Origin of the sequence: Vibrio sp. NFR (assembly GCF_027587095.1) — a bacterium.
Classification (GTDB): domain Bacteria; phylum Pseudomonadota; class Gammaproteobacteria; order Enterobacterales; family Vibrionaceae; genus Vibrio; species Vibrio harveyi.
On record NZ_JAPPTN010000001.1, the window covers coordinates 393,540 to 415,635 of the forward strand.

The window sequence follows — 22,096 nt, forward strand, 5'->3', positions numbered from 1 at the left end:
TCCGTAGAAGAAGGGGCTAAATAATATAAATGTGCTTTAGAAAACGTATTTCGCGTTCACGCCGAAGTTGATACCTGGCGAAGTTAACGAGTCTGAATTTGCAACGGACGTTGGTGTTAACCCTTTCACACGGCTGTAGCTCCAGTATTTCTTATCAAATACGTTAAATACACCACCTCGAATGGTTAGGTTCTTGATTGGTTGCGCATAGGCGGTAACATCAACGATGCCGTAGCCTGGTGCTGACAAGTTATCTTTATTGCTCCAATCGCTGCCATCTTTGCTAGCAACGACCGTTAAGGTGGTTTCCCAGCCGTACAGTGCATTGGCTTGGTCGAAGCCAAGACCCAATACCCCGCTCAGTGGTGCGACACTGTCTATGGCTTTTCCTGAGTCTTTATCCTCACCTTCAGACCATGCACCACTGACACGTAAGTAAGTGCCATTTGGTACAGGTATTAATGCTCCGAGCTGCAGGGCACTTGAGAATTCCACACCGTAGATTTTCGCGTTGTCGATGTTCTCGTTTTTGCTGTACATGTATCGAGTACCTTGGTGCACTTCAGTCCAAGATGTTGAGTTAATGAAGCCACTGTAATCGTTGTAGTACGCTGCTAATTCCCAGTTCAACGCTTGATAGTTCTGGCGAACACCCAGTTCAATAGAATCACTGGATTCGGGCTTCAAATCAGGGTTTGCAAGCACTACAACATGCATTCCAGGGACGGGATTACGCTCAAAGCTGTAGTAAAGCTCTTCTGGTGTTGGTGCTTTAAAACCACGCGCGTATTTAGCGAAGGCGCTGGTGGTATCGGTAAAGTGGAACACGCCCCCTAATTGTCCTGTGATTGCATCTGTATCGAGATCTTTGTATTCACCTAGGTTGCCGTTGATATTGCGATGATCTTTGGTTGGTCGGTATTGGAACATGTCGTAGCGAAGACCAGTGGTTACAATCAAGCGGTCATTCATAAGATACATCTGATCTTGCGCGAAAAGCCCAGCTTTGCGTACGTCAGTTTTTGGTGGCATTTCAACAACGCCACTGGTGTCTTTCCCTTTATTATCCGTGTCACGAGTTTCGAGCTTGAACTCGCTGTCGATTAAGGTTGCTCCGTAAATAAAGTCGTGATTTGTGTTTCCTAGCACGAACGATTTATCGAGCTGTACATCCAGCTGGAGCGATGTATCCTTCGCGTTACGTTGTCTGGTTCGATCGGTGCTGGTAAAAGGTGGGAAAGCGCTTGTCAGTGTGTCTTTTGTGGTGTTTTTCGCTTCCGAAATCTGCCAGTTTGCTTGCCAAGTTAGGCGATCAAAAGCGGAGTATTGAGCATTCCAAGTGTGCTCAATGCCAACGCGGCCTCTGCGCTGAGTGTCCTCGAAATGATAGTTAGAATATTTATTGAAGCCACTAGAGCTGCCTTCTAGAGAACGACTTTTCCCATCCGAGTCTTGTTCGAAGTACTGCCCAGTAAACACGAAATGATGCTTTTCACTGGCTTGAAGTTCTAACTTAGACAAAATGTTGTTTGATGTGTAGTTCATCGGATCGGCTTTACCGCGACCTTCGCCAGTGATATCAGCCCCATCGCCATGCGTTTCCAGTTCGTCACCATCGCGGTGAGTAAAGATAATCATCCCTTTAAGGTCTTCATTAAACTGGCGAGCCGCGTTTACGGTTGCTTTGTAACTGCCGTCGCGAGATTGATACCCTGCGTCGACACTCGCATGACCTTCTTCGCCTTGGAGGAGATCATCCGCGGATTTTGTTCTCATCAAAACGCTGCCGCCGAGTGCACCACTGCCGTACAAACTTGAAGACGAACCTTTGTTAACTTCAATGGCGGTGAGCGTATCAACTTCGACTTGCCCTTGACCTTTGCCAAGAACATTCATCACAGTTCCGCTGACTCCTGAACCGTAAGCGACGGGTTGTTCTACGCCATCGACTAGAACTTTAACCCGGCTTCCGTCCATTCCTCGGACATTGAAATCTGACGCCCCAAAACGTGAGTTGCCATTCATGCTGACGCCCGGTATGTAACGCAGGCTTTCTTCGATATTGTTTGCCATCTGCTTTTCAATATCTTCTGAGCTGACAACCGCCACACTACCTGCGACGTCAGAAATAGACTGTTCCATACGAGACGCAACGACGACAACGGTTTCCATTTTTTGTGTGTTTGCGGTGGGCTTTTGTTGTTCGGCATCACTAGATGCATAAGTGAGAGGGGCAATAAGCGTTGGCAGCAATAATGTAAAAGGTGCCACCCTTGGCTTTAAAAGAGACATACTGCATTTCCTTAGAAAAATCGCACTAAAAATAAAAGCTCTTAGCGCTTCAAGTGGGAATGGTTATCATTATTATCGCAGTATGATGAACAAGATTTGCTCACCCAGATTTGATCTTTATCAATTAATAATGCATCTCATTTGCATCTTTTGGGTGGTGGTGGAATGTTCAAGTCGGCAAACACCGCTGATGGCTGCCTCTCAATCTCGCTGGAATATTTCTGGTGCTAACTCCACCGCTTCGCACATGGCGGGAATGTCTAGCAGCGTGATATGACTTTCGCACTCAGTAATAAACCCATCGTTTTTCAGTTTTTTGAACGTCCTAGAAAGCGTCTCTGGGGTCATTCCTAGCTGCGTTGCGAGCAGCTTTTTTGTCACGGGTAATGTGATTTTCCCTTCGCTTCTCGATTGAGCACGATAGAAGTCAGCCAATTTCATCACCAGTCTTTGGTTCGCGTTTACTTGCGTCAAAATGTTCACGGTATCCATCAGCTGGTGGATGCGATTGGTCATGTAGTTCATGACTTTTAATGAAGTCTGCGGAGACTGAGTAAACACCGTTAACACATCTTGGTAGTAGAACACTGATAACTCCGTGTCCTGATCGACACGGGCACTCATCGGATAGGTTCTTGGAGACATAAACATCGCCATTTCCGCAATCATTTCTCCCGCCATGAACACTCTAAACAGCTTTTCGTCGCCGTTTGGCATCAAACGAAACAGCGAGACTTTTCCTTTCTCTACCAAATACATATTTTCCGCAGGCTCCCCACGTTCAAACAGTTGATGCCCTGCATCGCAATGCAAAGGCGAGCGTTTTGAGAAGAGTTGCGTTTTTTCTTCTTCGTTCAGGAGCGAAACAATAGAGCCGGGCACGCTGTTTTCCTTAGCTTGATAATTATCAAGCAGCAAATTCGGACTTGGGGGATAAGATACAAATAATAATCATTATTGATTAATGTGCCAACTTATCCAACCTGAGAAAGGAGAACAGTTATGGACGGTATTAGCCACGTATTTCGATGGGTTGCCTTGTGCGGTCTGGTTGTTCTTTTTGTTCCCGTCGCCATCTTTGCTTAGGAGTCATTATGTCTAAACGATTAGCGATGCCCAATGAAGGGCGAGAAGTGACAAAAACACCGGGACACTGGGTACTCGCTCAACTGGGTAAGAAAGTGCTGCGTCCTGGTGGCAAAGAGCTAACACAAAAAATGCTGCAAGGGTTGGCAATTACCCGTGATGACCGTGTTGTAGAATTCGCGCCTGGTATGGGTTACACGGCACGCTTGTGCTTGGAAAAATCCCCTGCAAGCTACACCGCTATAGAACAAAATGAGCAGGCAGCCGAGATTGTTCGCTCTTACTTACAGAGTTCAAACCAACGTTGTCATGTTGGGAATGCACAAGAGACAGGGTTAGAGCCAGAATGCGCTTCTGTGGTTTATGGCGAAGCCATGCTGACGATGCAATCCGATGCGCGTAAAAACGAAATTATTGCTGAGGCTGCTCGAATCCTCGCAACTCATGGTCGTTACGGTATCCACGAGCTGTGCATTACGCCAGATACTATCGATGAAGGCAAAAAGCGCGCAATTCAAAGAGAAGTTTCCGAGACCATTCAACACCCCGCCAAACCGATCACACCCGCAGAGTGGAAATCTCTGATGGAAGAGAATGGTTTTGTCGTTGAATTTGAAGCCGTTGCTCCAATGCATTTACTCGAACCAAAACGTGTTATCGCCGATGAAGGCTTGAGTGGGTTCTTAAAAATCGTGAAAAACGTACTGACTAAACCGCAAGCGAGAAAGCGTGTGTTAGGCATGCGTAAGATTTTCCGCAAACGCGAAAAGAACCTATCTGCGATAACGCTTGTCGCAAGAAAGAAGGAAAGCTAAATCATGTTTGAATACACTTTATATGAAGATCTCGCCAGCGAAGTGGATATCCCCAAAGCAGGTATCACGAGTTGCCCTGTGTACAAAAGTGAGCGTTTGCGAGGTGTTATCTTCGGGTTCGCCGAAGGTGAAGAAATGAGTGAACATACTGCAGCAGTACCAGCGATTGCACAAATACTCGAAGGAGAATGTACGTTCACGTTAGAAGAAGAGGCGAAGGAACTAAAAGCTGGCGCTTGGTTGCTAATGGACGCGCATTTGCCTCACAGCATTATCGCGAAAACGCCATTGAAGCTGATGCTGTACCTGTTGCGCGAGCCTAAGTAACACGCAGTATTGAAATACAAACCAATGTAAATTTAGCCCCAACCAAGTGTTGGGGCTTTTGCGTTTTTTGCTGTCGGTACTTATCTGACGAAGTTCTGTAATCCTGCCACGCTGGCAAAGTTATAGAGAACAAAGCCCGATGCCACCATAGTAACTGCCAAAACAAGGTTCAGCGTATCGCTCAAGTTGGCATTAGGTTTGACGCTGTGGTTTTTCATTTGGCGTTGAATCGTTAAAGCGTTGAACACCAATATCGAGTTGGTCATTGCCGTTCCTACAGCCATCACGAATGTCGCGACCATGCCCCACATTAAGCTGCCTAGCATGTTAGAGAGAAACAGAACCAGCACCGCGCCAGTACAAGGGCGGAAGCCGATAAGCAGTAGTGCTTTCCATGAAATATTGCCGTTAGAGTCTGCGGAATCATCATCTTCTTGAGAGGGGGGCTGCTTGATGCGGCGTTTAACCACTGACGCAAACTCTTTGACTGCAAGCAGAATAATAAACACGGCACAACCTTGCGTCAGCAGACGAACATTATCGGAAAGGCTGAAAGCAAACTGCTCTGCAATCTTGGCGGTAATCACGAAAAGAATGCACGCGCTCGCTGCTTGTAAGGCGGCAATAATCGCGACCAAAACAAGTGCTTGTCGACGACGATAGCCATGAATAAGGCTCATTGACGTCACTGCCGTTTTACCGTGTCCAGGGGCAACCGAATGCAGCAAACCATACAGAAAGCTAAAACCCAACAAGTACCAACCGTACAACAGTTGCCCTTGACTGATGAGCATCAGATATTCACTGAGCGAGTTTACCGTGTCACGTTGAAGCCGAATCAACTGCATCCAATAAGCAGGGAAGTGATTCCAAATATGCAGAGTTATGGTCAATAGCACTAAGCCGAACACTGCGAACAGACCGCGTTTGAAGACTAACGAGTTGCCCATTACTTCTCCTCCGGATCACAGGTGAAGAGGGCTTTTTGGGTAAATAGCTGACCGAGTTCGTTATCTGGGTCTGCATCAACAGAGAGTGACATCGCGTAAGTCACTTGCTCAGGTGTTGGGTTTGGTTCAACCACGTCGATATGACAGCGATCAGCGTAAGGCTTATTGATGGTGATGGCATGCTTATGTTCCCAACTCATATCTACGAAGTAGCTTGGATCAAAGATAAGCAGACGTAGATCAGGCGTGTAGATACTGGTGGGCTTAGCGAGTTCAAGATTGAACTTCAATGTTGCTTTTGCACCATTCATCTCGATAGACCCTTCTTCCACCATCTTGTAGCGAATCGGTTCATCGTCGGCATAAAAGTAGGTGAAGTAATGGCTTGATAACAGGTTGTAAATCACCTGACTAGAGAGGGTCGAAAGTACCTCATCTCGATTTTCGTCGGTGAGTTTCTCTCCCGCGAGCATGTAAGCCGTGGTCATGGCGTCAAACTCCCAGTTCATTGAGAGCGATTGAATCTTATCTTCTTTGATATTGATTTGGGTTTCCATCGTCACCCAAGAATGAGGGTGGGCGTGGACAAAACAAGAAAACAGCAGTGAGAAAGCAGTAAGAGTTAGGCGTAATCTAGAAAGAGAAAACGATCCAAAAATGGACATCCGATTACCTATGATTAAAATGATGCGAAATTTCCGATTGTTATAACATAACATTAGTAGCATTTGAACATTGTTCATTACTGTTAGTGTGGTTATTTATCGACGATTTATCCGTTTACCTGTTGAGATGCATAGGGTGGCAATAAAGCTGATGGGTTAACTATTTTATTGATTTTCGTTCTCATTCTTTTTCCCATTTTGTGGTTAACTTGAGCCCATTAAACAAATAGAATGCAGTTCGGTGGCAAGATGACTTAAACCGACTCTTCACGCGTTCTGCACTTTTCTAACCAACTTTTTCAAATCATGAATCTGACTCATAAAGACTATTTTAAAATCGCATTTCCTTTCATTGTTTCTACGGTTACCCAACCATTATTGGGGGCGGTAGACACCGCGGTGATAGGTAAACTCGGTGTGGCTGAGATGATTGGTGGTGTTGCGATCGGCACCGTCATCATGAATACCTTGTATTGGCTGTTTGGCTTTTTCCGCGTCAGTACTACCGGGCAAAGTGCAATCGCATTAGGTAAAAATAGCCCAGAAGATCAAGCGAGCAGCTTATTCCGTCCTTTCGTGCTTTCGCTCTGCCTTGGCTTGATTTTCATTGCGTTGCAGTCCGTGATTTGGATGGGAGCAGAACTGATTATCTCCCCTGATGCCGTCGTGGCAGAAAACGCGAAGATTTACTTCGACATCATGATCTTTGGTGCGCCATTTGTACTGCTGAACTACACCGTGATTGGTTGGTTGATGGGGCAGGCGAAAGCCAAAGAAACCTTGTTCACGCAAGTGTTTGGTAACGTGCTGAACATCGTGCTGGATATCGTATTTGTGTTGTACTTCGATATGGGCATTGCTGGTGTTGCGGTGGCGACACTTATCGCGCAAATCTCGACGTTTGTTATTGGTGCGGTGCTGGTGTTGAAAACCTGTCGTTTCCCGCTGTTTGATTACATTCAAACCGCAAAAATGACGCGTAAAGATCTTAAAGTTATCGCGTCTTCCAATATGGATCTGCTGCTTCGTACTGTGTGTCTATTGGTGTTCTTCAACATGATGGCGCGTGTAGGCTCTCAGCTTGGTTCTGATGTGCTTGCGGCGAACGCAATCTTGATGCAAGTGACCTTCATCGTCAGCTATATGTTCGATGGTGTGGCGAATGCGTCGAGCGTCTTTGCAGGTAAAGCCGTAGGGCAGAAGAATCCGACATTGCTTGATAACGTGATTAAGCTAAACACGCAATGGACCGCGGCGTTTGTTGTTGTATTGACCTTGTTGTTGGTGCTGTTCAAACACCAAGTGGTGACGTTATTTACCACTTTGCCAAACCTTGTTGCGCTGTACCTAGACATGAGCCTTTGGTTATTGGCATTCCCGTTGGTTGCTGGTTTTGGTCTTACGTTTTACGGCATCTTTACTGGCACAGGGACGACGCGACCAGTTCGTAACTCTACCTTCCTAACCATGGTGTTGTTCTTAGTGACTCAATTTATTGCGGTGCAATATTGGGGCAATCACGGTTTGTGGCTGGCATTCACTTTGTTCTACGTTGGACGCTTTGTCTTCTTGTTTCCATACCTCGATCAAGTAAAACAAAAGTGTCAGTAATTCACGGTTTTACAAACTCGGTTATTTAGATGCGCTACCACAAGGGCGGAGCCATCTGCCCTTGCTGATAAAAGCGTGAAAAAGGTGATGAAATAACCCCTCTGAGTTGTTTTCTTGCTCAGACCTGCGTGATACTATCGTTATGTTATATTGTTACATTTAGTTTGATGTCGTGATTTCTCAACCAATACTCTCCGTTAATAATCTCAGCCTTACAGACTCAGAACGCACACTTTTCAAAGACATTTCTTTTGAGCTGTTTCAAGGTGAAGTTCTTGCCATTATGGGACCTTCCGGCATTGGTAAATCCATGTTGTCGAAAGCCGTCGCAGGTTTTTTGCCGTCAGATATTTGGGTAGACGGAAGTATCCAGCTTAACAGCAGTGAAGTCGCACAAACTGCCATGTTGCAACGTAGTCAATCTCAGCGTCCTGCGGTCATTTTCCAAGATGCACTTAAAGCACTGAATCCATTGGCGTCTGTCGAACAACAACTGTGTTTGGCATTGACGGGCAACAAAACGCGCTTGTCTTCAGCAAACCGAGAAACGGTGACGACCTTGTTGTCTCAACTCGGATTTGCGGATCCAAAAGCAGCATTAGCGCAGCATCCAAGCCAGCTATCTGGTGGTCAACGTCAGCGTATTTGTATTGCGATTGCGTTGCTTGGTAGTGCTAACTTGATCATCGCTGATGAGCCCACCAGTGCGCTCGATCCAATCACCGAAGCGGAGATCCTTGAGTTGTTTCGCAGTAGTGTTCAGCAACGCAACATCAGTGGTTTGTTGATCACGCACGATCTGTCTGCGGCTTTGGCGTGTGACAAAGTCTTGGTGATTGCGGATAACACCATGGTGGCTTATGGCGCACCATGGCAAGCCATTCAGCAAAGTTCGCATCCTTTCTGCCAACAACTTGCGCAACTGCTGCCTTAACCTCATCTCTGGAGCCTATTTTGACTAAGCACAACTTGAGCGGGCACACGCAGCCTAAATCGGCGGAAGTTCGCTTTGAGCAAGCCAGTGTTCACTATTACTCCAAACCAAGTTGGTTAGGAGGCAAACCGTTTAAAGCGCTCGAACAATTGGATCTTGCCATCGACACAAAGAATATTGCGATTGTTGGTCCTTCTGGTGCGGGTAAATCGACCTTGATTGAACTTCTGTTTGGTCTTCGTAAACCCACATCTGGTGAAGTGTATGTGTGTGGCTATCCGCTATCGCGTAGCTCGGCTAAGCAGCGACAAGAGTTGTGTCAGCACATTCAACTGATTCCGCAAGAGCCGCAGTCTAGCTTGAATCCGTACTACACCGTTCGCCAGATCTTACTGGAGCCGCTAAGCAACATTGGTTTGACGCAAGAGCTCAACGAGAAGGTGGAAAAGGTTTTGGCGGATGTCGGTTTGGATCTCACATTGCTGGATCGCAACCCGCAGCAATTATCAGTTGGGCAAGCGCAACGTGTGGCTATCGCCAGAGCTTTGATTGTTGAGCCTTGCGTGTTGGTTGCCGATGAGCCAACCAGTAGCTTAGACCCCGTCAGTCGTAAACAGATTCTCGACTTGTTGGCAGGCATTCAAAAGAGTCGTCAGATGCGCCTGATTTTGGTGACACATGACCTCGATGCGGCACAAACCCTATGCGATGAAATCCTAGTGTTAGACAAAGGACGCGTTGTCGAGCACGGCACAGCACAGAACGTGACAAATAACCCATCGCACTTGATCACGAGAGCCTTGATGAGCGCTCAACACAAAAGTAATGAATTCACAAAAACCATTGGAGAGGTTTCTTATGCACCTTAGTACTCCCAAGTTAGCTTTGTCGCTGGCTTTAAGCGCACTGCTGACGGGTTGTTTTGACTCTGGCGAAAGCAAGCCAGAAGCGGAAAAAGCAGCTGCACCGCAAGCAACGGAAATTCGCGTTGCCATGATGCAACCACCACGCACAGGTTTGTCACCACTTTCAGATGACGCGTTCAAACTGTCACGTTGGAGCACGGCAGAAACGCTGGTGAACCTAAACGATCAGTCGGTAGCAGAGCCTATGCTGGCAACAGAGTGGGAACAAGTTGACCCGATGACGTGGCAATTTACGGTACGTAAGGGCGTGAAATTCCACGATGGTTCTGACCTTGATGCCAACGCGGTTGTGAACTCTCTACAAAAAGCATTAGATGCTGCACCAAAGCCACGCATTTTGGATGGTATCGAATGGCAAGTTCGCGCATTGGACGACTTCATTGTTGAAATCAAAACGACCTTTAACGATCCATTGTTGCCAAGCCGTCTATCTAGCCCACAGTTAGCGATCCTTTCTGGTGCTGCATACCAAGAAAACGGTCGTGTTGTGCCAATCAATGCGGGTACGGGTCCATTCGTTCTGACAGAAATCAACGGCACAACCAGCGCGAAACTGAAGCGTTTTGACGGTTATTGGGGCGAAAAAGCAAAAGTAGACAGTATCTTTGCTGAATACGTACCAAACGGTTTTGCTCGTGCTGCTGCACTACGTACCGGTGAGGCGGATGTAGTTGAAGCCGTTCCTGTTTCGCAAATCGCGATGATGGAATCTTCACAGCTGCACGAAGTCGCCATGCCACGTACCAACACGCTTTACCTAAACAATAAATCAGATGTGTTTAGCCAGTTCGGTTTGCGTAAAGCAGCGGCTCAAGCGGTTAACCGTGAGCAAATCATCAAAACGGTTTACGAGAACCACGCCGACTCAGCGAAAGGTTTGTTAGGTCCTGCATTGGCATGGGCTCAACCACTTCGTGATGCGAACCCTCGTATGGAAACTATGGAAATGCGCCACGCGAATGGTGAGAAGATCACCATTGGTACGTTTACCGACCGTGCAGAGTTGCCAGAAGTGGCGGTGCTGCTAAAGCAACAACTTGAAGCGGCTGGTTTTGTGGTTGAACTAGACGTTCGTGAATACGCACAAATCGAAAACGATGCACTAGCAGGTAAGTTCGATGCGTTCTTGTTGTCACGTGCAACAGTGCTGGATTCTGGTGATCCAGTGGCGTACATGCAAAGTGACTTTAGCTGTAAAGGTTCTTACAACCTAGGTCAGTTCTGCTCTGAAGAAGTGGACGCAGCATTGAAACACGCTGATCGTCAGCCTTTGGGTGAGAAACGCCAACAAGCGATCATCGAAGCAGAAAGCAAGATCCTTGAGCAATACGCTGTGATTCCACTGCTGCACGAGCGAGTAATCCAAGGTGAGAGTGACCGCGTGAAGAATGCACAACGTGACCCACGCGAGCGTCGCCTGATCGACCAGTTTACTGAGGTAAACTAACTCGATGTCGTCTGTTGCCAACATGCGCTCTCGTTGGAGCGCTTGTATGCCTGAATGGTTTACGCGGTTTTTGTCGCGCTTCCAGTCTCTCGGGATAGTGGTTGTGCTGGTGGGTTTGATGCCGGATATTGCCGGTATCGACCCAAGCCAATCAATCCTCCGTGCCCGTGCGGGTGCTCAACAATTGCTGACGGCAGAAGCTCTGCAAGCAATTCGAGAAGATCTTCAACTTGACCGCAGCGCTGCTGAGCGACTGTGGGATTGGTTGACGCTTGCCATGCAAGGTGACTTAGGTGTCTCTTGGGTGAGTGGAGCATCCGTGATGGAGAGCGTTCAACAAACCGCAAAAACGTCACTATTACTGATGCTTACAGCGTTAGGCATGGCATTTGTAATGTGCATGGCGAGCGTGCTTTACACTGTGCGTCGTTGGCAACAGAATCGTTTAGTCACTCAAGGTCTGGGGCATCATGACACGCTCAGTTCGGTGTTGGTCTCACTGCCGGAATATGTGATTGCTTCATTGCTGATCATGGTGTTTTCCATCTGGTTGGGTTGGTTCCCACCCTATGGTTGGCAAGGCGTGCAAAACCTCTGGCTACCCAGTTTGGCAATGGCATTGCCTGCTGCTGGCTTGTTCGGGCGCTTGCTCAATGACAGTCTCAAGCGTGTACTAGATGAGCCTTGGGTGATCACTTGGCTATCGGCGAACGTCAGTAAGTTTCAAATCTTACGCTTTGCCTTGTGGCGTGCCGTTAGTAACTTGATTCCTCAAATCGCAATGACGGTGATTGGCTTAACCGGCGGAGCGGTTGCTGTGGAACAGGTGTTCTCCATTCCGGGTATCGGACGACTAATCTTAGGCGCAGCGAAGTCACAAGATCTGCCGATGCTGCAAGGTGGCTTGTTGGTGTTGCTGGTGTTCTCGATGTTGATCAGTAGTGCGAGCATCTTATTGCAACGCTGGCTACTCGGGCACAGTGTCACAAGTGGCAAGCTGATCAGCAGCCACAGCACGTTCCGTTTTACCCAAAGCACCACCAAACGTATCGTCAGTGCGACAATCTTTGTCTTGCTGATTGGTTGTGCGGGATGGGCGTTAATGCGCGATCCTTACACCATCCAATTTACCCGCCTTGAATCGCCAAGCTTTGCTGCACCGTTTGGTGCCGATGCGGTTGGACGAGATCTGCTTGCTCGCGTTGGCGGCGGTATGATGTCGACAATCAAAATGGGCATCATCGCGACGTTCCTAAGTTTGGTGATTGGTTTGCTACTCGGCTTCGTGACTCGTTATAGCCAAGGCTTAATTGAGATCACCAAAGGTGTGCCATACATTGTGGCGGGTCTGCTGATCGCTGGTCTAACGGGGATGAACCCAAACAGCGCCTTGATTGCGATTGTTATGGTGTCGTGGGCACCATTAGCAGCGCACTGTGCAAGTTTGTTGATGGAAGCCAAAGCGCAGCCTTACACACATCTTGCGCCCATTTGGGGAACCAGTCAGTGGCGAGTACTCCGTTACTACTTGTTGCCTTACGTACTGCCGCCATTGATTCGTCACGCGTTTCTACGTTTGCCATACATTACGCTCAGCCTGACTTCTCTGAGTTTTATCGGACTTGGCGTTAAGCCGCCAGAACCTGAGTGGGGCTTATTGATTGCAGAGAATCTGCCTTATATCGAGCGCTCACCACTGGGTGTCTTGCTGCCAATCTCAGGCTTAGTTTTGATGGCAATTGCAATCAACTTGTTGTTCGACGATTAAACCGGACTCATGAACTTTCCAACAGCCTCAATAGCGATATTGAGGCTGTTTTCTTTCTGTTTCATTATTCGCCATTGTGCGTCCCAAAAGTCACCCATACATTTGCGCTCTGGCGTGTCATTATTAAGCTGACTTTCTCGGTTTTATCTTGATAGGCAAGGGCATGAAAGAATACGCGCCGCAGTACAGCAAAAAAGAAAAGATCATCAGAGTCGCTATCGCTGGCGTATTTTGCGTTCTAGCTGGTGTGCTGTTTAAGCTTAAGGGAGAGCCTCTGCTGCAAGCAGTCGCCGAAGCGCCGGAATGTTATCAAATGTTCGGTATGCAGGGATTAGAACTTCTGGTTCACATACTGTTCTTTTGGATGCCACTGTCCGTGTTTTTACTTTCTGCGGTATTGATGTTGCCACTTGGCGTACGTGGTTTGATCGAAGGTCAGTTCCCACCAAAAGGCGTCAAAGTATTCAGACCCACAGCGATTCAACGCGGCAAGCTCGGTACGTTCAAATCCCTTATTCATCTCTTGCTCCCCTTATTGTGCTTTGGCTTTGTCGTGTGGGGCAATGTTCAAATTGAACCCATGATAGAGATCTTCCAACCAAAACAAGGGGAAACAACTTGTATTGACAGAAGTTCTTGATGTGTCTTTGTGACCTTGGTCCCTTATAGATAAGCCAATAGATTCAATTATTTGTTGAATCTAAAATATTAGTCGTAAAGATAAAAATTATTATAATACGTTGCACTGTATATGAAATTACTTGTGCTTTCTCTTTGTTATAATTGGGCGCGATTTGAACAATATAACAAAAGGTATCTATTCATGTTCAGCAACCTCTCTATCAAGCAAAAGATAGTTCTCCCTCTATCTTTGATGATTGTATTACTGACTTTAAGCTCAGTATTGAATGTTCTCACGATGTGGAAACAAACCGAGCTTAGCGACACGCTTAACGAGCAGGTTACCCCAAGCCTTTTTACCATTGAAGATGCGTATCGCGACCTTTATCAAGCGACGTCAGCGATTCAAGGTTTAGCTCTGGCGCAGTCTCAAGCGGAAATTGACCACCATCTATTTGAATACAAAGACAACGCATACAAAGCTCTGCCACGTATGAAAAAAGTCATGTCACTGTCCGATGCTGGGGTAATGCCTCGCAGTCATGGTAGCGAGGTGCAGAAGCTAGTATCAACAGGTGAGAAATGGCTGCAAAGCTATGAAACCATGATCAGCAAGCCACAATCGCAGTGGGTAAGTTATTACGAGTCAAACAAAGCGGAATTTGAACACCAATTTGGTGCGGTACGTGAACAACTAAATGTGGTGAAAGATGCGATTGAAGCAAAACAAAAGACGCTAAAAACGGATATCGCAGCAGCGGCGCTCCGTGCAGAACTTATTCTTGAAGCAGGCATCGCAATCGTGATTATTGCTGCGCTTGGTATGGTGGTATTACTGCTAAAAACTGTTGTGAAGCCAATCAACGACATCAAAGAAGCAATGGTGCAAATTGCGTCTGGAGAAGGGGATTTGAGCCAACGTATTAGCATCAACTCACAAGATGAAATTGGTCAACTTGCCGGTGGCTTCAACCAGTTCGTGACTAAAATTCAAGCGACAGTGTCACAAGTCGTCGAAAGCGCAAACACATTGCGTCAGGAAATGAACAACCTGAATTCGTTGACCTCAACCATTGCAGATTCAACAGTTCACCAACAACGTGATAGCGAAGCTGTTGCCGCAGCAGTTCATGAAATGCAAGTGACCAGTCGCAACGTGAGCGACAGCGCTACAGAAGCCGCTTTGGCAAGCCAAACAGCGAACGAAGAGCTGTCGAATACCAATGTGATTTTGGAGCAAACAGTCGCAGCGATTCGTGATCTTGCGGGTGAGATTGAAAGTGCAAGCCAAGTTATCAATACACTAGATAATGACGTAAGCAACATTGCTTCGGTATTGGACGTTATCCGTGGCATTGCAGAACAGACCAACTTGTTGGCATTGAACGCGGCGATTGAAGCGGCGCGTGCTGGTGAGCAAGGTCGTGGTTTTGCTGTCGTGGCAGATGAAGTTCGTTCCCTAGCGAGCCGCACGCAAAAGAGCACGGGCGAGATTCAATCGATGATTGAGAAGCTGCAAGCAGGCGCTGCTCAGGCGGTGGAAGTGATGCAGGGCAGTAAAACCAGCAGCGAAGACACCATTCAATCGGCAGGTTTGGCGACAGAATCTTTGGCTGAAATCCTTAACGCGATCGCACGTATGAACGAGATGAACACGCACATTGCGACAGCAGCAGGTCAACAAAGCTCAGTGAGTGATGAAGTGAACAGCAACGTTCAAGGTATCGCAGACAGCAGCACGTCGATTGTTGATGTGGTGAGCCAAGCGCAACAGTCACTGTCTATGCTGTCAGAACAGACGCAACAGTTAGACAAGCAAGTCAGTCAGTTCCGCGTTTAATCAAGTGGAAGATTAGGTAACTCAAAGCCCCTTTAGTTTGGGGCTTTTTTGTCTATAGGTGTTTGAACCCGCACCATTATTCGGGGGGCGGGAAGTCTCTATTCATCATTGAAACTGGTGAAAAGTTGTTACTCATGACAACATCGATCATATAATCTGGCTCTACAATTTCACTTTTCGCTGCCAGATTTCGCTTATGCAAATTCCTCAAATTGACGTAACGTCTCTCTACATTCTTAAATACCTTCTCGAAGAAAAGCACGTATCGAATACTGCTTTGCTGCTCAATACGAGTCAGTCTTCAGTAAGTCGAGCACTGCAAAAGATGCGAGTGTTTTTTGATGATGAGTTATTGGTACGTACGAGCTTTGGCTATGAACTTACCCCAAAGGCAGAAGCGATCAAGTTAGATATATCTGCGTTGATTATTAGTCTTGAAAAGTTATCGCATAAGAATTCATTCGAACCAGAGAAGGTGGAAGGCACCGTTCGATTCTATGGTTTGCAGCCGCAGATCAACACTATGATGCCCAAGCTTGTTGCTGCCATTCGTGAGCGAGCACCAAATCTTGTGGTCAGTATCGACACAACACCGAAACGCCATTTTGAGGAACTGGTGTCTGGCGATGTGCATTTCTCGCTTTCTTCCCACGAGCCGCCGACATCGGAACAAAATATTTATCGCAAGGTCGTGGCTAAACGAGACTTTCGTTTATTAATGAGTAGAAACCATCCACTTGCCAATGAAGCCTTAACGGCAGAGAAGTTGCGTGATTACCATTTTGGTCAAATCTCTCTACAAGGAGAGAAAACGTTGTCATTTGAGCACAAGTTCATTGAGTTAGGCTTAGCAGATAAAAAGCAGCGTTTGTCGGCGCCAGTACAACTTACTAACTTCACATCAGCGCCGAGTATTGCGGCGGAGACGGACATTATCTTTCATTTACCGACGCCATTCGCCGAAGCGGCTTGTCAGGATGAACGCCTAATCACACGCGAAGTGCCAGAACCACTACGTTTGGATTTCTCACAAGTGTATTTGTATTGGCATAAGCGTTTTCATGATGACCCAATGTGTATTTGGATCCGTGAGTTATTCAACGAGTTGTTCGAAGATAACGAAATGCATGCATAAATGCTTGGTTGAGTATTGTGAATCAACGTTGCAGATCCTGCATAGTAAGATTCGATGTCGTGCATACTGTATTGATTGAAAGCATAGGGTAATGAGAGTTTAATTGATAACAATTATCAGTTGTAAATAAAATTAGTTATCAAACATGCTCAAGAATATCCCTTTTAATTGTCGCACTGCGGTAAACGTTACCGCAGGTATTTCAGCGGCACTCCCTCTTGTTTCTTTTGCTGATTCTCAAATAACTGAAGACCACACCATCATGGAAACCATGGTGGTGACGGCTTCTGGGTATGAGCAATCTACGTTGGAAGCTCCTGCGTCGATTAGTGTGATTGACCGCGCGCAAATCGAAAACCGTTCTTATAAAGATCTAACCGATGCCCTGAAAGACATACCGGGTGTTGTTATCACTGGTGGCGGTTCTCGCCAAGAGATCTCCTTGCGTGGCATGCCTTCAGATTACACCGCAATTCTCGTTGACGGACGTAAGCAATCTGGTCGTGAAACGCAGGTTAGTAGCGGGGGAGGCTTTGAGCAGGATTGGTTACCACCGCTAAATGCGATTGAGCGTATTGAGGTAGTGCGTGGTCCAATGTCGACTTTGTATGGCTCAGATGCCATCGGTGGTGTGATCAACATTATTACACGCAAAGATTTTCCAGAGTGGACAGGTAGTCTGCGCGCGGAAGCAACGCTACAAGAAAACAGTAAGTCAGGCAATTTCTATCAAGGAGAAATGTACCTCGCAGGTCCTTTGATTGATGGCTTGGTGAGCACTGCGATTTCAGGGATGTCTCAAGAGCGTATTGAAGACGAAATACTTTATGCAAACGGCGGTAAAACGCTTGAGAACTACCGTGCATCTGTGTATTTCACTCCAACGGAAGAAGATACATTCACCCTTGATTACACTCATCACGATCAAGAGCGAGTGAACACGGAAGGAAAGTCGAGGACTAGGAGCTCTGCGACCAACAATAACCGTCAATCGGTTGGTATTGCACATGATGCTAACTATGAATCTGTAACTGGTTCTTCATACATCAGCACTGAAACGGTTGAAAATATAGGGCGCGGTTTAGAAGTGCAAAACATCAACGCCAATACTCAATGGTCCAAGGCATTTGGTATGCATTACATTTCAATCGGTGCTGCATTTGAAAGTGAAGAACTGGATAACGGTGATTTTGTTTTTAAGAACTCGCAATGGTCGGTATTTGCCGAAGATGAATGGTACCTGACAGACAACTTTGCGCTCACATTGGGTTTACGATACGACGACAACGAGCAGTTTAACTCACACTTTAGTCCGCGTGTGTACGGTGTTTGGACTCTTAATCCAGAATGGACAATGAAAGGTGGTGTTTCAACGGGGTATCGCGCACCAAGTTTGACGGAAATGGAGGAAGATTGGGTGCAAGAAAGCTGTAACGGTAAATGTGAAGTTTATGGCAATGCAGACTTGAAACCTGAATCTTCCGTCAACACTGAGTTAGGCATGTATTACTCCGGAGTGAATGATTTGAACTCCAGTTTGACTGTGTTTTACAACGATTTTAAAGACAAGATCGACACGATTAACCTCGATCCAAGCTGTACTGGACGTGCATGCGATGCAACGTATGTAAATATTGAAGATGCTATCACGTATGGTGCGGAAGGCTCGATTAACAAAGGCGTGACTGAAACGATCAATGTCGGTGCCACTTACACTTATACCTATAGTGAGAAAAAGTCAGGTGAAGATAAAGGTCAGCCGTTAACACAAGCTCCAGAGCATTTGGTTGCGCTGAACGCAGATTGGGCGATTCGTGACAATATTAACTCGTGGGTTCGTGTGTCTTATCGCAGCGAAGAATCCGACCCAATTACTGTGGATTCAAGAAATGCCTCTGCTCCGTCAATTACTTATGTTGACTTTGGTGGTAACTGGCAAATCAATCGCCAATTTAAGCTGATGGCAGGTATCTACAACCTATTCGATGCGGAAACAACATACGATGAATATGGCTATGTTGAAGATGGTCGTCGATACTGGGTTGCTGCAGAAGCATCGTTCTAATGGTGGACTTAAAATCAATGAAGAAAATCATGACTTTGCTTAGTGCAATTTCACTCAGCATATTGACGGTAAATGTACAGGCAAACACCTTAGAAAGTGCTGTCGTTGACAAAGATATTGTGTTTAAAACCGTTAAAGGTCGAGAGATTAAGCTCGATCTCTATAAACCGAAAGTGCACAGTGAGCAACCTTATCCACTTTTGGTTTGGGTTCATGGTGGTGCTTGGAAGCGCGGGAGTAAGGATGCGATACCTACTAAGAACCCACTGTTATTGCAATCAGTCATCGAGAAAGGTTATGCGCTTGCTTCAGTCGATTACCGTTTGAGCGGCGAGGCTATATTTCCGGCGCCAGTGCAAGACATCAATGATGCTATTAACTTCCTTCATGATCATGCGAAGCAATACCATATTGCGGCAGATAACGTAGTGATGATGGGGCGCTCTGCGGGTGGACACTTAGCGGGCTTGATTGGAACGACGAATGCGCACGGCGACATCTCATTTTATGTGAAGCCCAAATATCAGGTGAAAGCGGTTGTGAGTTTTTTTGGTCCCACTGATTTGTTAGCGCTAGGCAGTAAGGGGGGAAAGAGTGCGAGTAAGAAATCATCGGTGTCTCGCTTTTTAGGTGACACGCCAAGTGCCATTCCTGAAATCGCCAAGCAGGCATCATCAACGACCTATGTTAACGACAAAACGCCGCCGTTTATCCAGTTACATGGAACGATAGATAAGCGTGTTCCTTTGTCACAAAGCGAACTACTCAAAGCTAAATTGGATGAGAATAACATTGAGAACCAGTTGTGGATTGAAGAAGGAGTGGGGCATAGTGCGCCGATATTTGATTCCCAGAAGTATGTTCCGCACGTGATGGCGTTTCTTAACAAACACTTTCCTGTTGTTTCGAAATAAAAGAAAACCGAGCTGAAATTATTCAGCTCGGTTTTTATGCTCTAACAGCGATTGCAATCTTCTCAGTATAAGCAGCGGAATGTCATATTTTTTAAGGTTCGTTTTGCCTTACCAAAGAAAACCAGACTGCATTGATCATCCAGATAGAAAACACGATTGTGGCGTATGGTCACCGGCTCTTCATAGCCCAATACGATGTACTCGTTTCCCTTAGACTTTGAATATTCGTACTTATAGTCCATTGCCTGAAACTTTGTTTCCGCGGCATCAATAGCAGAGTAATGAAGACGGCTCTCAAGGTAGTCCTTATAGAGTAGAGTATAGGTCGTCCACCTGTATTGCATCGCTTCTACTTTGCCAAACAGTTGTACTTTTGATTGATGTGCAGTGAACAAGAGAATGCCGTTGAACACAACTAATGCTATCAATACTTTGAATTTACGGGCATTGAAGTAAAAGCTGATCTTTGTGATAAATGCATTCATGGTTGTTAATTGTCACTATTGTTTTTCCGTCATCGGAACGTTTTATTTCTGGGTAAGCTTTGGCTTTTAGTACCTGCTCAAAGTCGTGCTTGTAATAAAGAGCATTCCCGGTTTCCCAAAGGTTAAAGAGGGTGACTAACAGCATTACTATAAAAAGCGCATTCCATAGTTTTGTGTTTTGCTTGCTGACGGGTTTGAGTTCGCACTCTTCTGGCTTGGTCATTGGCTGTGAAACTGGCTCGTCTGGAGCAAATTCAAAACTGAGGGAGTAGCCAACCCCAGGGGTATTAACCAGAATGGTCTTTTCGTTATCTTCTAATGTGCGTCGGGTGCGATTAATCAGCTGCGGCAAGCTCTCTTGTGAGATATGCTCATAGCCCCAAACCTGCTGAATAATCTCTTTATTGCTGATCGTGTTTGGATACGCATCAACAAGGCAATTTAACAACGCTTTTTGCTTATTAGTTAGCTTAACCGTCTCTTGTTCTTCTGTTTTGCCATTCAAAGGAGATGGGTGTAAATAGTGAGTCGTCCTGTCCCAAAGGTAATTCCCTAATACTAAAGAGTTATTGTTACTCATAACCAACGTGTTTCGTATGTTAGGGTGTGTAGGGGGAGCGAATTATAGGGATTTAAAAAAGGAAATCAATGGTTATATTTGAAAGATAATTACACAAAGCGAAGCGTAAATGTTCAGCTTATGATTCAATGTTAATCAGTTGTAAATGAAATTCAATGCCATTTTGTTATCATTTCAGTTTATGCTCTGCTTATATTAATTTCTCTCCAATATGATTTTTTGTTGACTTTCTTTGTCACGAATTCTCTGGTTTTGTCTACTCTTTTCTCCTGTTTTTCTTAAGAAAAATCCAATTTCAATTGCTCACAGAAAATTTATTTTTCCAATAGAAAAGCGCTCAAATTGAGAGATCAATAACAGCTTTAGAACAAACATTTTTGTCTATCGTAAAGAGCGGTAAATTTTGTTGTATGTACAACATTGAGTAATTATCATCCCGACTAATATTTGCTGACTTTTTATTGAGTCACGTTTTTTAGTTAGGAAGAGAGAATTTTCATGACACGTAGAACCACGCTATCGCTCTTGATTGCGTCGAGCCTATTATTGGTCGGGTGTGAACAGAGCCAAGAAGGACAAGCACAAGGTGGTCCAGCGCCGACACCAGAAGTGACGGTAATGACGGTTGAACCGGTTCGCCAAGCGTTAACGGTAGAATTGCCTGGTCGTAGCCGAGCGTTTAAAGAGGCAGAAGTTCGCCCACAGGTAACGGGTATTATTTCTGAGCGCAATTTTGAAGAGGGTGGTGTGGTTGAGAAAGGTCAATCGCTTTACCAGATCGACGATTCTACGTTCCAAGCAGACCTATTAAGTGCAGAAGCGGAATTGATCCGTGCTCAAGCTTCGGAAGAATCGACGTACTCAACAGTTCGTCGTTACCGCGCGTTGATTACGAAGAAATCGATCAGCCAACAAGATCTCGATGAAGCAGAAGCAGCGTACAAAGAAGCGAAAGCGCAAGTGTTGGTAGCGAAAGCGAAGATCAATACAGCGAAGATCAATCTTTCTTACGCACAAGTGAAAGCGCCAATCAGCGGTGTGATCAGCAAGTCTAACGTAACGGCGGGTGCGCTAGTAACGGCAAACCAAGCGGCGACGCTAACGACTATCCAACAGCTAGACCCAATCAATGTTGATATCGTGCAATCTTCTGCTCAGCTACTCCGTTTGAAAGCAGCGATGTCACAAGGTCACTTGCAAAAAGACGAATCCGCTCAAGTAACACTAACGCTTGAAGACGGTTCGACGTATGCGCATAAAGGTATTATGAAGTTTACCGAAGTGAATGTAGATGAAAGTACTGGCAGCGTAACGCTACGTGCAGAATTCGCGAACCCAGATGGCTTATTGCTACCGGGTATGTTTGTGCGCGCAACGGTAACAGTAGGTGTGGACCCAGTGGCGATTCTTATCCCGCAGAACACAGTTACGCGTGACGCAACGGGCAAAGCCTCAGTAATGACAGTGGGTGCGGACAACAAGGTAACAATAACTCCGGTAACAACGGCGGAGTCTATTGGTAACCAGTGGCGTATTACTGACGGTCTGAAAGTGGGTGATAAAGTCATCACAACCGGTCTACAGATGATCCAACCGGGTAATCCAGTAACTATTCAATCAGGTGAGCAGGCTTAA

19 protein-coding genes are annotated in these 22,096 nt (G+C 46.1%); 13 read left to right on the forward strand and 6 right to left on the reverse strand.

The annotated features are described in order from the left end of the window. Positions 1–36: 36 nt before the first annotated feature. Both OH463_RS01805 and OH463_RS01810 read right to left on the reverse strand, forming a co-directional pair. The gene (locus tag OH463_RS01805; RefSeq protein ID WP_269990362.1) at positions 37–2,292 is read right to left on the reverse strand and encodes a TonB-dependent hemoglobin/transferrin/lactoferrin family receptor; all 2,256 of its coding nucleotides are present in this window, start codon (positions 2,290–2,292) and stop codon (positions 37–39) included. A 201-nt stretch (positions 2,293–2,493) separates the two neighbouring features. Further along, positions 2,494–3,174, reverse strand: a complete 681-nt coding sequence (locus OH463_RS01810; RefSeq protein ID WP_009698241.1) for a Crp/Fnr family transcriptional regulator — start codon at positions 3,172–3,174, stop codon at positions 2,494–2,496. A gap of 212 nt (positions 3,175–3,386) precedes the next feature. Between OH463_RS01810 and OH463_RS01815 the strand changes: the two genes are divergently transcribed. Together OH463_RS01815 and OH463_RS01820 are read left to right on the forward strand one after the other, a co-directional pair. Beyond that, the gene (locus OH463_RS01815; RefSeq protein WP_269990363.1) at positions 3,387–4,193 is read left to right on the forward strand and encodes a class I SAM-dependent methyltransferase; all 807 of its coding nucleotides are present in this window, start codon (positions 3,387–3,389) and stop codon (positions 4,191–4,193) included. 3 nt (positions 4,194–4,196) lie between these two features. Next, a complete protein-coding gene (locus OH463_RS01820; protein ID WP_009698239.1) occupies positions 4,197–4,520 on the forward strand; it encodes a cupin domain-containing protein in 324 nt (107 codons plus the stop codon). A gap of 80 nt (positions 4,521–4,600) precedes the next feature. On the opposite strand, the gene OH463_RS01825 is transcribed toward OH463_RS01820, so the two are convergent. Next, positions 4,601–5,470, reverse strand: a complete 870-nt coding sequence (locus OH463_RS01825) for a nickel/cobalt transporter (RefSeq protein ID WP_269990365.1) — start codon at positions 5,468–5,470, stop codon at positions 4,601–4,603. Then, positions 5,470–6,033 carry a DUF1007 family protein gene (locus tag OH463_RS01830; protein WP_422455927.1) on the reverse strand — a complete coding sequence of 188 codons (564 nt, stop codon included), beginning with the start codon at positions 6,031–6,033 and terminating at the stop codon, positions 5,470–5,472. Before OH463_RS01830 ends, OH463_RS01825 begins: the two co-directional genes overlap by 1 nt. A 408-nt stretch (positions 6,034–6,441) precedes the next feature. On the opposite strand from OH463_RS01830, the gene OH463_RS01835 reads away from it, so the two are divergent. The 10 genes from OH463_RS01835 to OH463_RS01880 all read left to right on the forward strand — a co-directional run bounded on the left by OH463_RS01835 (position 6,442) and on the right by OH463_RS01880 (position 19,396). Further along, entirely contained in the window at positions 6,442–7,746 is a 1,305-nt protein-coding gene (locus OH463_RS01835; protein WP_269990367.1) for an MATE family efflux transporter, read from the forward strand. Between the two features lie 172 nt (positions 7,747–7,918). After that, positions 7,919–8,680 carry an ATP-binding cassette domain-containing protein gene (locus tag OH463_RS01840; RefSeq protein WP_079401269.1) on the forward strand — a complete coding sequence of 254 codons (762 nt, stop codon included), beginning with the start codon at positions 7,919–7,921 and terminating at the stop codon, positions 8,678–8,680. Between the two features lie 20 nt (positions 8,681–8,700). Then, entirely contained in the window at positions 8,701–9,549 is an 849-nt protein-coding gene (locus tag OH463_RS01845) for an ABC transporter ATP-binding protein (RefSeq protein WP_009698234.1), read from the forward strand. Then, on the forward strand, positions 9,539–11,053 hold the full coding sequence (locus tag OH463_RS01850) for an ABC transporter substrate-binding protein (protein WP_269990370.1): 1,515 nt from the start codon (positions 9,539–9,541) through the stop codon (positions 11,051–11,053). Before OH463_RS01845 ends, OH463_RS01850 begins: the two co-directional genes overlap by 11 nt. 4 nt (positions 11,054–11,057) lie before the next feature. After that, positions 11,058–12,821: an ABC transporter permease subunit gene (locus OH463_RS01855; protein ID WP_422455902.1), complete on the forward strand. Its 1,764-nt coding sequence runs from the start codon at positions 11,058–11,060 to the stop codon at positions 12,819–12,821. Between the two features lie 163 nt (positions 12,822–12,984). Further along, entirely contained in the window at positions 12,985–13,461 is a 477-nt protein-coding gene (locus OH463_RS01860; RefSeq protein WP_269990373.1) for a hypothetical protein, read from the forward strand. Positions 13,462–13,644: 183 nt separating this feature from the next. Then, the gene (locus OH463_RS01865) at positions 13,645–15,282 is read left to right on the forward strand and encodes a methyl-accepting chemotaxis protein (RefSeq protein WP_017819109.1); all 1,638 of its coding nucleotides are present in this window, start codon (positions 13,645–13,647) and stop codon (positions 15,280–15,282) included. A 196-nt stretch (positions 15,283–15,478) separates the two neighbouring features. Then, entirely contained in the window at positions 15,479–16,417 is a 939-nt protein-coding gene (locus OH463_RS01870; RefSeq protein WP_020195661.1) for a LysR family transcriptional regulator, read from the forward strand. 145 nt (positions 16,418–16,562) lie between these two features. Continuing rightward, positions 16,563–18,482 carry a TonB-dependent receptor domain-containing protein gene (locus OH463_RS01875; RefSeq protein WP_269990375.1) on the forward strand — a complete coding sequence of 640 codons (1,920 nt, stop codon included), beginning with the start codon at positions 16,563–16,565 and terminating at the stop codon, positions 18,480–18,482. 17 nt (positions 18,483–18,499) lie between these two features. Continuing rightward, positions 18,500–19,396 (forward strand): alpha/beta hydrolase, encoded by an 897-nt coding sequence (locus tag OH463_RS01880; protein WP_154203061.1) that lies wholly within the window; start codon positions 18,500–18,502, stop codon positions 19,394–19,396. A gap of 62 nt (positions 19,397–19,458) precedes the next feature. Here the strand turns inward: OH463_RS01880 and OH463_RS01885 are convergent, their stop codons facing one another. Together OH463_RS01885 and OH463_RS01890 are read right to left on the reverse strand one after the other, a co-directional pair. Further along, positions 19,459–19,881 (reverse strand): hypothetical protein, encoded by a 423-nt coding sequence (locus OH463_RS01885; RefSeq protein WP_050923014.1) that lies wholly within the window; start codon positions 19,879–19,881, stop codon positions 19,459–19,461. Then, positions 19,835–20,461, reverse strand: coding sequence for a winged helix-turn-helix domain-containing protein (locus OH463_RS01890; RefSeq protein ID WP_253650206.1), 627 nt, complete (start codon positions 20,459–20,461; stop codon positions 19,835–19,837). Before OH463_RS01890 ends, OH463_RS01885 begins: the two co-directional genes overlap by 47 nt. 498 nt (positions 20,462–20,959) lie before the next feature. Between OH463_RS01890 and OH463_RS01895 the strand changes: the two genes are divergently transcribed. After that, complete coding sequence (locus tag OH463_RS01895; RefSeq protein ID WP_017188234.1) at positions 20,960–22,096, forward strand: efflux RND transporter periplasmic adaptor subunit; 1,137 nt, start codon at positions 20,960–20,962, stop codon at positions 22,094–22,096.

Excerpts from the sequence above, each read along its gene's own strand:
- OH463_RS01805 (WP_269990362.1), bottom strand. The coding sequence starts at position 2,292 with ATGTCTCTTTTAAAGCCAAGGGTGGCACCTTTTACATTATTGCTGCCA.
- OH463_RS01815 (WP_269990363.1), top strand. The coding sequence starts at position 3,387 with ATGTCTAAACGATTAGCGATGCCCAATGAAGGGCGAGAAGTGACAAAA.
- OH463_RS01820 (WP_009698239.1), top strand. The coding sequence starts at position 4,197 with ATGTTTGAATACACTTTATATGAAGATCTCGCCAGCGAAGTGGATATC.
- OH463_RS01825 (WP_269990365.1), bottom strand. The coding sequence starts at position 5,470 with ATGGGCAACTCGTTAGTCTTCAAACGCGGTCTGTTCGCAGTGTTCGGC.
- OH463_RS01835 (WP_269990367.1), top strand. The coding sequence starts at position 6,442 with ATGAATCTGACTCATAAAGACTATTTTAAAATCGCATTTCCTTTCATT.
- OH463_RS01850 (WP_269990370.1), top strand. The coding sequence starts at position 9,539 with ATGCACCTTAGTACTCCCAAGTTAGCTTTGTCGCTGGCTTTAAGCGCA.
- OH463_RS01855 (WP_422455902.1), top strand. The coding sequence starts at position 11,058 with ATGTCGTCTGTTGCCAACATGCGCTCTCGTTGGAGCGCTTGTATGCCT.
- OH463_RS01860 (WP_269990373.1), top strand. The coding sequence starts at position 12,985 with ATGAAAGAATACGCGCCGCAGTACAGCAAAAAAGAAAAGATCATCAGA.
- OH463_RS01865 (WP_017819109.1), top strand. The coding sequence starts at position 13,645 with ATGTTCAGCAACCTCTCTATCAAGCAAAAGATAGTTCTCCCTCTATCT.
- OH463_RS01870 (WP_020195661.1), top strand. The coding sequence starts at position 15,479 with ATGCAAATTCCTCAAATTGACGTAACGTCTCTCTACATTCTTAAATAC.
- OH463_RS01875 (WP_269990375.1), top strand. The coding sequence starts at position 16,563 with ATGCTCAAGAATATCCCTTTTAATTGTCGCACTGCGGTAAACGTTACC.
- OH463_RS01880 (WP_154203061.1), top strand. The coding sequence starts at position 18,500 with ATGAAGAAAATCATGACTTTGCTTAGTGCAATTTCACTCAGCATATTG.
- OH463_RS01885 (WP_050923014.1), bottom strand. The coding sequence starts at position 19,881 with ATGAATGCATTTATCACAAAGATCAGCTTTTACTTCAATGCCCGTAAA.
- OH463_RS01890 (WP_253650206.1), bottom strand. The coding sequence starts at position 20,461 with ATGAGTAACAATAACTCTTTAGTATTAGGGAATTACCTTTGGGACAGG.
- OH463_RS01895 (WP_017188234.1), top strand. The coding sequence starts at position 20,960 with ATGACACGTAGAACCACGCTATCGCTCTTGATTGCGTCGAGCCTATTA.